9 protein-coding genes are annotated in these 12,629 nt (G+C 36.6%); all 9 read right to left on the bottom strand.

The window, feature by feature from the left end:
* Positions 1-146: 146 nt before the first annotated feature.
* Positions 147-683: a stage V sporulation protein T gene (spoVT, locus tag JNUCC74_RS00450; RefSeq protein WP_454066523.1), complete on the bottom strand. Its 537-nt coding sequence runs from the start codon at positions 681-683 to the stop codon at positions 147-149.
* 123 nt (positions 684-806) lie between these two features.
* On the bottom strand, positions 807-4,328 hold the full coding sequence (gene mfd, locus JNUCC74_RS00445) for a transcription-repair coupling factor (protein ID WP_454066522.1): 3,522 nt from the start codon (positions 4,326-4,328) through the stop codon (positions 807-809).
* Between the two features lie 152 nt (positions 4,329-4,480).
* The gene (locus JNUCC74_RS00440; protein WP_077317496.1) at positions 4,481-4,711 is read right to left on the bottom strand and encodes an anti-sigma-F factor Fin family protein; all 231 of its coding nucleotides are present in this window, start codon (positions 4,709-4,711) and stop codon (positions 4,481-4,483) included.
* A 117-nt stretch (positions 4,712-4,828) separates the two neighbouring features.
* Positions 4,829-5,392, bottom strand: coding sequence for an aminoacyl-tRNA hydrolase (gene pth / locus JNUCC74_RS00435; RefSeq protein ID WP_454066521.1), 564 nt, complete (start codon positions 5,390-5,392; stop codon positions 4,829-4,831).
* A gap of 496 nt (positions 5,393-5,888) precedes the next feature.
* A complete protein-coding gene (locus tag JNUCC74_RS00430; protein WP_454066520.1) occupies positions 5,889-6,527 on the bottom strand; it encodes a 50S ribosomal protein L25/general stress protein Ctc in 639 nt (212 codons plus the stop codon).
* A gap of 230 nt (positions 6,528-6,757) precedes the next feature.
* Positions 6,758-7,711 (bottom strand): ribose-phosphate diphosphokinase, encoded by a 954-nt coding sequence (locus tag JNUCC74_RS00425; protein WP_077317499.1) that lies wholly within the window; start codon positions 7,709-7,711, stop codon positions 6,758-6,760.
* A 16-nt stretch (positions 7,712-7,727) separates the two neighbouring features.
* Complete coding sequence (gene glmU, locus JNUCC74_RS00420) at positions 7,728-9,107, bottom strand: bifunctional UDP-N-acetylglucosamine diphosphorylase/glucosamine-1-phosphate N-acetyltransferase GlmU (protein WP_454066519.1); 1,380 nt, start codon at positions 9,105-9,107, stop codon at positions 7,728-7,730.
* A gap of 704 nt (positions 9,108-9,811) precedes the next feature.
* Positions 9,812-10,102 (bottom strand): septation regulator SpoVG, encoded by a 291-nt coding sequence (spoVG, locus tag JNUCC74_RS00415; RefSeq protein WP_021290353.1) that lies wholly within the window; start codon positions 10,100-10,102, stop codon positions 9,812-9,814.
* 1,621 nt (positions 10,103-11,723) lie between these two features.
* Positions 11,724-12,572, bottom strand: coding sequence for a pur operon repressor (gene purR, locus JNUCC74_RS00410; RefSeq protein WP_454066518.1), 849 nt, complete (start codon positions 12,570-12,572; stop codon positions 11,724-11,726).
* Positions 12,573-12,629 lie beyond the last annotated feature (57 nt).

The following is a 12,629-nucleotide window of genomic DNA, read 5'->3' as shown; positions in this document are numbered from 1 at the left end:
TTACTAAAAGTTATCGGTCTTCATTTAAGTACTAAAATATTATACATTTTAGCGAAACTATTTTAAACATCCTCTCAAATCAAACAAGCTGCCTTCTAATCCTATTATTAGAATGACAGCTTGCATACAACAGATAAGCAAGTATATTATTCCATCTGCTTAGCTAAAAAGCTTGCAGCTGTTTCTGCTGCTTTTTGCTCTACTTTGCTAAATGGCTCTCCCTCTTTGGCAAAAATCACTACAGAGCCAATTGCATCACCATTAGCGATAATTGGACTAACACAATAGGAATTTAATTCTTGCTCATGTCCTTCGATAATCTCTAAAGTTTGTGGTTCTTTTTCAAGAATATGTGTTCTACCTTCGATTATTTTCGCTAAAGTTGAGCTAATATTTTTATTTAGATAATCTTTTTTTGATTCACCTGCTACAGCAATCACTTCATCGCGATCGGAAATAATTACAGGCGTTTGTAGGGAGTCAAACAGCGCCTCTGCATATTCTTTGGCAAAATGGCCCAATTCGTTAATAGGAGAATATTTTTTTAAAATAACTTCTCCTTCCCTGTCCACATAAATTTCCAGTGGATCTCCTTCTCTAATTCGCAGTGTCCTTCTGATCTCCTTAGGAATTACTACTCTTCCTAAATCATCAATACGACGAACTATTCCTGTTGCTTTCATACTATATAGCCTCACTTTCTAAATAATGATGATTACTCATTACCCTAGTTTCTCTGTGGAAATCATCAGTTGTGGTTTTAGTATGAAGCAAAGCAGGATAACTATACATGAAATACCAATTTTTTACGATTTACGATTTACATCTGTTAGTTTTTCAATAAATTCTGCTACATTAGAGTAACGATCGGCTTTTGTATCTTTTGTATATTTAAATACAAGCTTTAGCTTATTCTTTTCCGTACCCAGCTGTACGCCTCGACCAAATGTATTCGCTATTTCAAATAGTTTTGCGCCATCAATTTGCTGACTACGTTCTTCATCTACGAGTACTTCTATTTTGTTATTTTTTTCACTAATTGATACTATTCGTTCTCGCTTAGCTAGCATTTTTAGTATCGCTACCGTAAATAAATGGTCAACTTCCTCTGGATAATCACCAAAACGATCGATTAATTCATCACGTAAATCTTCCGCATCTGCTCTAGATTCCATCGTTTGAAATTGTTTATAAATATCAATTTTCTGTTTTTCATCATCAATATATTCATCAGGAATATATGCATCGATATTTAATGTTAATTCTGATTCAAACGGTTTAATATCTTTTGTATCCTTACCTTCTTTTCGAGCATCAATCGCTTCTTTTAGCATTTGTGAGTACATATCAAAACCTACTGAATCTATAAATCCATGTTGCTGAGCACCTAATAGATTTCCCGCTCCGCGAATGGATAAATCGCGCATCGCTATTTTAAATCCGGAGCCTAACTCTGTAAATTCTTTTATTGCTTGCAATCTTTTTTCTGCTACCTCTGTCAGCACTTTATCTCTTTTGTACGTAAAGTAGGCATAAGCAACTCGATTAGAACGACCGACCCGACCACGCAATTGATACAGTTGACTCAATCCCATCCGGTCCGCATCATTGACTATTAACGTATTTACATTAGGAATATCGACACCGGTTTCGATAATGGTCGTGCTAACAAGTACATCAAATTCCCCTTCTAAAAAAGCGAAAATGACATTTTCCAGTTCTGTTTCGTTCATTTGTCCATGAGCAACAGCAATTCTCGCGTCAACATGTCTTCCTAGCTCTCTCGCTACTTCTTCAATATTTTCTACCCGATTATGAAGAAAGAATACTTGCCCACCACGTGCCATTTCTCGTTCAATTGCTTCACGTATAAAAACGGGATTATATTCCATGACATATGTTTGAACTGGGAAACGGTTTTCTGGTGGTGTTTCGATAACGGAAAGATCCCGAACACCAAGCATGGACATATGAAGTGTCCTCGGAATTGGTGTAGCTGTCAAGGTAAGTACGTCTACATTTGTTTTCAGCTGTTTAATTTTTTCCTTATGTTTAACTCCAAAACGCTGCTCCTCATCGACAATTAAAAGACCTAAATCATTGTACTGTACGTCTTTAGATAAAAGACGATGCGTTCCAATAACAATATCAATCGTACCTTTTCGTAATTTTTCCAATGTTTCTTTCTGTTGCTTTCTAGTTCGGAATCTACTCAACAGTCCAATAGATATTGGATAATCCTGGAAACGCTCTCGAATCGTCTCAAAATGCTGCTGTGCCAAAATGGTAGTAGGGACTAATAAAGCGACTTGCTTATCATCCATAATTGCTTTAAATGCTGCACGAATAGCGACTTCGGTTTTCCCATAACCTACATCACCGCAGAGCAAACGATCCATCGGGCGTTCTTTTTCCATATCTCGTTTGATCTCTTCTATACAACGCAATTGATCGTCCGTTTCCTGATATTGGAAGGACGCTTCAAACTCCCTCTGCATTTCTGTATCTTTTGAAAAGGCAAATCCCTTTCTCGCTTCTCTTTCGGCATACAGTTTAATTAAGTCATCTGCTATATCTTCCACGGAGGATTGAACTTTGCGTTTTACTTTTTTCCATTCACTTCCGCCTAATTTATATAACCTAGGCTCTTTTCCTTCTGAGCCAACAAACTTTTGCACTTGATCGATTTGATCAATCGGTACAAATAACTTATCATCGCCGGAATATTTGATTAGCATATAATCTTTATGCAAATCGTTTACTTGTAATGTCTCAATACCAAGATACTTTCCAATACCATGGTTTGCATGGACAACATAATCGCCAACCTTTAATTCTTGATAATCCTTAATTCGCTCAGCATTAGATATTTTCTGCTGTTTTCGTGGCCGTTTTGTTCGTTTCTTAAATAACTCCTGCTCCGTAACTAGAACTACCTTATGCATTGGCAGTTCAACGCCGCTGGAAATATTACCTACTGTAATCGTCGGTTTTTCAACCGGAAGATACAGATTTTTCGAAATACCAAATTCCATATCATAATCTAAGAAAATAGAATGGATCTTTTCAGCTCGATTCTCATCTGGTGCTACAACGACAACGGAGTAATCCCCTTTTTCCCATCTTTTCAATTCATTCTTTAATAAATGCATTTGTCCATGAAACTCTTGCATGGGTCTAGAGGATAAATTAATAATATTTTTCGGTTGTGTATTTGGAATATGGCGTAAAAAAACAGACATATACAGTCGCGGCTGTTTCATTCGTTCCCAAATGGCATGCCAATCAAAGGAAAAAACACTATTTTTTACCATCTGATGGGATGCTAGGAGGCTACTATACCAATCTGCCTCTTCTGTATCCAAATGTAAAGCCGTCTCTTGTATTCGACTCATTTCATCGATAATAATTTGACCATCCTGTGGTAAATAATCTAGTAAACTAGCTGGCTGCCTATACATATAACCAATATATTTATACATTTCTGAAAAATGCTCCAGATTTTTTAAACGTTCTATGTCAGCCTTCACTACTTCTGTAAGCGTTTCCTTTGATTCTTTAGATTTGAGCGTTTTTAATGTTTCAGCAAGCGCTTCCTCGACACGCTCACCAGCAGCGTAAATATCAGATTGACTTAACAGTAACTCTGTAGCTGGACCAATTGTAGTTTCTTTTAGTTTATCTAAGGAACGCTGCGTTTCTGCGTCAAAATACCTAATCGAATCAATTTCTTCATCAAATAATTCAATGCGAATCGGATGCTTCTCGGTGAGTGGATAAACATCAATAATCCCACCACGTCTACTAAACTCACCAGGAGAAGTAACCATAGAAGCATGATTGTAGCCCATGTCTACTAAAGAAGATAGGTAAGCTTCGACATCAATACCCTCACCTAGTTTAAAAGGAAGTTGATATTTCTCCCAATAGTCTGGTGGAGGAAGGATTCGCTTTAATGCTGCGACAGGAGCAATTAAAATTCCCGACTTATTTTTTGACCAAGCCATTAATGACTCGATACGCTGACTTCGCAATTCGGGACTAGCAATCGCAATTTCTGATGCAATTAATTCGTTCACTGGATATAAATGGACCTCTTCTTCACTAATAAACCCAGTAAGGTCATCATATAATTGTTGCGCCTGTACTAGTTGGTGCGTTATAAGCAAAATAGGCTTTTTGACTTCACCATGAATTGCAGATACAAGCAGTCCTCTAGCTGAACCTGATAATCCAGCAACTAGCTGCTCATCCATTCCAGCTAATATTCCTTTAATCACAGACTGTATATCTTCTTTCGATTGTAAATATGATTGTATACCCTTCATTACTAAACCTCCACTTACATTGGGTGACGTAAGTCTTAACAAGCGAATCTTTGTAAAACTGACTTTTCCATACTTTGTAATGTCCAAGTCTTCACCCTTTGTATATAAGCACAAAAACGCCTTGGTTCTATTACCAAAGCAGCAGCTTGCTTTTATTGTATAAAAAAGTCTAATTCATGATAATGTGGATGATGTCCTAAGGCCTCTTCACAATTCTCACAGATAACCTTTATATGGACATCTCCATTTGGTTTATAAGTGATCATCTCTTCTTTTTCCTTCATCGTTAATTGATCAAAACCTAGCATTGTTGTATCTATAACCTTCTGTTGAATGCTTCCTATTTTCTGACCACAATGCCTGCATAAATATATGATAGGCAAAAGGAGTCACCTCCAATAACAAGTAGTTATTGGTAATAAGTGTATCCGAAATTGCCTTCGTCTATACAAATGAAAGAAGTGATTCAATTTAAGTTTGTCTTTTATCTTATGTGGTAATTACTTATTATATTCGTTCATCACTTCATCAAACGGCTTATTTAGCCAAGCCTCACATGCATCTGCTGCTTTTCTTACCCCTTGCATGACTTCCTCTAGTTCATTTTTAGGGAAGGATTGAAGTACGTAATCAACGATAGTAAGTGATGTTGTTTGTGGTCTTCCAATACCAATGCGAATTCGTTTAAAATCTTTTGATCCTACATGATTAATAATAGATCTAATGCCATTATGTCCACCATGCCCACCTTTTTGACGCAGGCGAATTTTGCCTACAGGTAAGTCTAAATCATCAAAAATAATCAAAATATTTTCTAAATCAATATTATAATAATCCATCAGTGGTCTTACAGCTTCGCCAGAAAGGTTCATAAACGTTTGCGGCTTTATCAGCATAACTTTTTTTGTTTCTAATTGAGCGATGGTATAGTCCCCTTTAAATTTCGTTTTGTCGAGCTTCCACTGATAGCGCTTTAGTAACTCATCAATAACCATGAAACCTACATTATGTCTTGTGTTCTCATATTTCTTTCCTGGATTTCCCAATCCAATAATACATTTCATCATAACTTCTTCCTTTGTTTAATATCTTTCTAAAATAAAAACACTGAGTATAGAATATAAGCTAAGCAATAATAAAGTGAAACTTCATTCAGTAGGAGTTTTCTTCCATCTGTTAGCTTGAACGAATCGGGCATTTAGGTGCCGTTTTCTCCCACTTAGACCCTTTTGTATCAACTCAAGACTCTTGAAGTGGGAGTCTTACGGCACCTTAGATGCGGGATAAGTTTTTACCTTTAAAAACCAAACTTCTGCAGGACTTAAATCAGATGTTTTGTTGTCTAGCTTCTACACTATCTATACTTACATCTGTCACGCATTTCTAAAAATTTTATACTGCTTAAATAATACAACACAACTCTCCCCCCTAAACAGGAGGGAGAGTGCTTCCTCATCTATACACGAACTCTCTTTCACATTGATAAAGGGTAGATACTGAGAGCTCTTACTTGAGACATGCTCCAAATAGTTTGAGGGTGTGATTACTTTATTTAGCAAATTAAGCTTCTTCTTCTTTGTCCTTTTCGGCACCGACTAATTCCGGCTCAGCATTTTCAGCTGGCGTTTCTCCCTCTAAATCTTTAGCTGTGTCTGGAGCTAATACTGTTACAACTGTAGTAACTTCATCATCTAAAATAGTGTAATTACCATCCGTTTTAATATCACCAACAGCGATACTGTCACCTATTCCAAGATCAGAAATGTCCACAACAATTTCTTCCGGAATGTCAGCAGGCTTTGCACGAACTTGCAATTCATGTAATGGCTGTTGAAGCACGCCTCCATCCTTCGTTCCTATTGCTTCGCCTTCCAGACGCAAGTTTACTTCTACATCCATCTCTTCAGCCATATCAACGATATAAAAGTCCGCATGAATAAGTTCATCTCTTAATGGATCAATTTGGTACTCATGCAACATTACATCAACAGGTGCTTCATTTTCGACTTGTAATGAAATGATCGCATTTCTTCCTTCATCACGTACCGTTTTTACCAGTTCGATGCTATTGACGGAAATAGATTTCGTTTCTTTTCCTTTTCCGTATAAAACAGCTGGCACATGACCGCTATTTCTAATCTCCTTTGTTGCTGATTTAGTATGATCTTCTCTTAATTGCGCTGCTAATTTGACTGCCATATTTATCATCCTCCAAAATTTAACAAAAAACCTTGACTTGTTGCAGTACCTCTATCTTGAAATTTTACGCTTTTAATTTCATTCGTGCAATTAATTCATTAGGATCGGGCATTTGTCTTGCAGTTTGATCCTTCACTTAACCTCCAAGGTTTCACCTCGGTATTGAAATGGAAGTCTTACTGCCATTATACACATCTTAGATAATACCCGTTTTACTTATGGCTTAAACATCAATCAAATAAAATGCTTACAGATTGTAACTCATGCACACGAATAATCGCTTCACCAATTAAAGGCGCGACAGACAACTGTGTGATTTTATTAATTTGCTTGTCCTCTGGTAATGGAATCGAATTCGTAATGACTAGCTCTTTTATTTTTGAACTGTTAATACGTTCAATAGCCGGACCTGATAAGACTGGATGCGTACAGCAAGCATACACTTCTTTTGCTCCGTTTTCAACTAGCGCATTGGCTGCAAGAGTAATGGTACCTGCTGTATCAATAATGTCATCGATAAGAATCGCTGTCTTTCCTTCAATATTTCCCACAATATTCATTACTTCGGCAACATTTGGACGAGGTCTACGCTTATCAATTATTCCAATAGGCGCCTTTAGGCGATCTGCCATTTTACGTGCCCGTGTCACCCCGCCATGATCAGGAGAGACAATAATAGTATCCTCTAAATTCATTGCTTCAAAGTAATCTGAAAGAATTGGAACACCTTGCAAATGATCGATCGGTATATCAAAAAATCCTTGAATTTGCGGTGCATGCAAATCTAGTGTTATAACCCGATTAGCACCGGATGTTTCTAGTAGATTAGCTACTAGTTTTGCCGCTATAGGCTCACGGGATCTAGCTTTACGATCTTGTCTAGCATATCCATAATACGGCATAACAATATTAATGGATTTGGCTGATGCTCGCTTTAAAGCATCGATCATAATTAATAATTCCATCAAATGATCATTAACTGGAGAACAAGTTGATTGAACGACATAAACATCACATCCGCGAATGCTTTCTTCAATATTAATTTGAATCTCACCATCACTAAACCGGGATACGGTACACTTCCCCAGCTTAGTACCGATGTGGTCTGCGATGTCTTGCGCCAATTTGCGATTAGAATTTAATGTAAAAACCTTCAAGGATGAATCCTTGTAAGTAGATGCCATGAGTTAATACCCTCCGTTAATCTTTTTTCTGTTTTTTTATTTTTGATGCATATCCTTCTTTATTCGTTTGCCGCGCTCTAGCTACTGATAAAGAATCCTCTGGCACGTCCTTTGTAATGGTTGATCCAGCTGCAACATAGGAACCCCTTCCAATGGTTACAGGAGCAATGAGATTTGAATTGCATCCAATAAATGAATCATCTTCAATTGTCGTTACATATTTATGTTTGCCGTCATAGTTCACTGTTATTGTACCACAACCAATATTCACATTGCTTCCTACGTGCGCATCACCTATATAACTCAAGTGGGAGACTTTGCTATTTTCCTTGAGTTCTGTCTTTTTAATCTCTACAAAATTACCTATTTTACCGTTATTGCCAATGGAGCTTTCAGGACGAAGATGAGCATATGGTCCAACTTTTACATGATTGCCAATTTTACTATCACTAGCAACACTTTGTTTAACAATCGTTCCTTTTCCTACATAACAATTAATTAGCTCTGAATAAGGGCCGATCTCTGCCTCCTCTTCAATCACCGTTTCGCCTTTAAGGATTGTCCCAGGATGGATAATTGTATCAGCACCAATTTTAACATCTGGTCCAATATATGTGTGCTCTGGATCAACTATCGTTACACCATTTTTCATATGCCGTTCATTGATGCGCAGCTTCATAATCTTTTCTGCCTCTGCCAAAGCAACTCGATCATTAATACCTAAAGTTTCATCAAAGTTGTGCGTTATATACGCACTTACAATTTCCCCTTGCTGTTGGAGGATTTCTATGACATCTGGCAAATAATACTCACCCTGTGCGTTATTATTAGAAACTTGCTTCAACGCTTGAAATAATGCTTGATTATCAAAACAATATGTACCTGTATTAATTTCATCTACAAGTAATTCCTTGTCATTTGCATCTTTATGCTCTACAATTCGTTCTACACTATTTGCTTCATTGCGAATAATCCTGCCATAACCAAATGGATTAGGGGCCTTTGCAGTAAGAATTGTCGCTTTTGCACCTGATTTTTCATGATGATCAATAAGAGATTGATATGTTTCCTTTGTAATTAACGGTGTATCGCCACAAACCACAATGGTTGTACCTTCTTTGTCTTTTAAAAGCGCTTCTGCCTGTAGCACCGCATGCCCAGTTCCCAGTTGTTCCTCTTGAAGAACAAACTCACTTTTAGCACCAATATGCTTCTTCACATCTTCAGCACCAAACCCGACAATGGTAATTACTTTATCTACATTCACGCTGCTTATTTGATCAATGACATGTTGCACCATTGGTCGACCTGCTATTGGATGGAGTACTTTGTAAAGCTTTGATTTCATCCTTGTACCCTGTCCAGCTGCTAAAACAACAGCATATCGATTCGTCATATAAAGAAACCTCCATCATTTCGATTTACCCATTATGAATATATCTTAAATGACAGTTCATTTCAATAGATAAACCATGTAAATCAAGGCCTATAACAGTACAAAACTATCCATTTTCAGCAGAATATTCATATTTAAAGAAGTTCGTCTGGAAGCATTATCCAGTTGTCTATATAGAGATTGTTCAAAAACATTTAGAAAAACTTGCTTGCCGCCAAGTCTTTATGGCAAAAGCTATCGTTTTTCTTATACGATAAAGTGAAACTTCATTCAGTAGGAGTTTTCTTCCATCTCCTACTGAATGTTAGTACCACAAGGGTATGACCTAAAGGCCCTTGAACCAATCGGGCATTTAGGTGCCGTTTTCTCCCACTTTTGTATCAATTCAGGACTTGAAGTGGGAAACTTACGGCACCTTACATGCGAGATAAAGCCTAAAGTTTTAAGCTTTCCTATAGTGTAAAAAAACGCAACAAATTTCTCTTTGTACGTAACAAGGAGTCAAGCCAACCGCGAACGAAAATTCTATTGTTTAAATATGTGCATTAAGGCATTCTCCAGTACTATCCATTTTCTTTACGAAGAATGCATGAAATTTTTCCTTGTATCAAAATCGAGTAACCGTTTTCAACAAAAAAAGAAGGCTAACCTGATGTAGATTAGACCTCTAGTTGCTATAAAATATTATTATTAGAAAAGATTGCTTAGGAGGCTCCCGCTTCTTCATATTTTACTTCTGCCTCGCCTGCTCGATGATACTCTTCTAACACAGCATCCTGAATTTTTGCCCGTGTCCCTGAATTGATCGGGTGAGCAATATCTCTAAATTCACCATCCGGGGTTCGCTTAGATGGCATCGCTACAAATAGTCCATTATTTCCATCAATCACTCGGATGTCATGGACAACAAACTCCTGATCCAAAGTAATTGATGCAATCGCCCGCATTCTACCTTCCGTATTAACGCGGCGCAACCGAACGTCGGTTACTTCCATGATGTGTCACCACCTTTTCGCATTTGAATCTATATTAACTACTTCAACAAAACTATTAAAATTCCTGCTAAATTATTAAAAAAAATAAAATATTTTCAATGCTAGATTTTTTTCTTATGTAAAACCAAAACTAGCAGCGCTCACTTTGTGGCATACAAACGGCAGATCTAATGAAATAAAAGGAAACTTCATTCATAGAGTACTTAGAAAAACGCTTTTCTGCGTGTGATGCGTCGCTGTCGTTGCCATGTCCTGTCGCCCAATCGAAGGAGAAATTTAGGAGTCGTTCTCTCATAGAGATCGCAAAATAATATGTAGGTTTTTGAAATGAGAAAAATACAGCACCTTATATTGGATAAAGAAAACATGCACCTGCAACCAAGCCACGCCGACGCCTGAGCGAAAACTCGATGTTAGTCGGATTCGAGCTGATGTTGACTATCGTAGGAAGAAGACCACAATTTGCTACATTATGAGCGCACAGTTAGACAAAACTATTTTAAACAAGCGTGCCGCTATATAGGAGCAGATATAGTTACCCAAACCATTGCGGGAATCTTCCATCAACCAATTCGACTTCTCCGTTACACAATAGTGCTATTGAAATATCAAGTTTGGTACGAACTTAGTATGAATCTTGCTACGAAAAAAAGATCTACACAAGCTTGTTATCCTCATCTATATTTTAAGCTTATTGCCAATACGCTCATTCTTGTTCATTAAAATAGGAAAACAGCAATGTGACCCTGATATGTTCGATATAAATAGTCCATCATTTAAACAGGATTTAATAAAAAGTGAAGTTATTTATAAACAAATTAGTAAGAGAGCAAAATAATAATCATCAAACCCTTATATTTGAGAAAAGTTTAAAAGGATGAAAAGCTCTTGGAAAAGTTATCAAAGCTGGGGAATATATACTCAAGCCATTTTCAAGGAAATATGCAGTTGCTGTAAAGCGTAACGCTAGAAAAATAGGAAAAAGTCACAGAAAGTATCAAAAAATTATGTAAGAAAAAGACTTATTAAATTTGGAGTACCAAAAGGCGACGCAAATCTAGCTACCGGTATTATTTTTGGATTAATAAAACAACAAGGGTAACAATAACAAAACAATGTTATTATTGTTTCCCTTACCAACTTTCTTAATAAATGTCAATTAATTCCACAAGTAGACATTGATTTAATTCTCTTTGTTCTTCCTCTGACAGTTTCCTTTGCTCTCTTATTATATATTCTTCTTTTTACCAGTTATACATCGTAACATCTATTTCTTTGCTTTATATTTATCTAAAACACCAGAGGACTCTTTTTGTAATTATGACGAACTTTTCACACGTCTAACCTGTGTAATAGACGAATTATCCGTTACCTGTTAGTATACCAACCATCGATCACGCTTATGTATTGATCTGATTTATTAAAAAATAATTCATTACTGCAATCAGCACATGAAATGATAGTCATTCCTTTCGTGATTACATATCCTTATAACGATTTTTACTTCTTTTCGTTCCACAAGCTTTTTAAAAGCTTAAAAGTTTTATTTTATGTCTTTATTTCTTGCTCCAATTTGCTCCCTATAACATTAGAAGCTGTCAACCCCAAAATACTCTGACTGTTATTCATTTTTAGGAGACTGTCCATTTGTTTTGTAAATTTCAAGATAGTTACCAACTTGTACATCAATCTGCTTTTTCTTTATATCCACATTGGATATTTTTATTAATGATATATAATCATCAATTACTCGCTCTTCCTCTTCATCATCTGCTTCAGCTAATACCCCAATTCCTTGGACCGTTGCATCAAACTCTTCTAGCAAATTCTTCATACCTGTAATCGTTCCACCAGCTTTCATAAAATCATCAACAATACAAACATTGGATCCCTCTGGTAAACTTCGCTTTGGCAATACCATTGTTTGAATTTTTTTAGAAGAGCCTGATACATAATTAATACTTACAGAAGATCCCTCTGTTACTTTCGGATCTCTCCGAACAATAACTACTGGTACATTGAGAAAGGAAGCAACTGCATAAGCTAACGGTATCCCTTTTGTAGCTACGGTTACAACCATATCAATATCCTTATCAGAAAATGCTGATGCAAATACTCTGCCGATCTCTCTTATGGTGTTTGGATCTCCTAATAGATCACTCATATACAGATAGCCGCCTGGAAGGATACGAGCCGGATCTTCAAGACTTTGACAGAGTTTTTCTATAAATACTTTATTTTTTTCATGAATACTAAACGGTATATATTTCACGCCACCACCAGCACCAGTCGTCCTTTGCAAATATCCAATACCTTCGCGGCGAAATACCTCATCAATAATATCCATATCCTCACTTACAGAAGCTTTAGTTGTTTCTAATCGTGATACAAAATAAGGTAACTGAGTATGCTTTCTCGGGTTTTCGAGAAAAAAATTAGACAATACAACTAAACGATTACTTCTTTTCATCTTCACACCTCAAAACCGAATGTTTCTTCTTAATATACCATTATTATACGCTTTTTA

Source organism: Cerasibacillus sp. JNUCC 74 (genome assembly GCF_053667775.1).
This window is presented reverse-complemented; position numbering and strand designations above follow the sequence as displayed.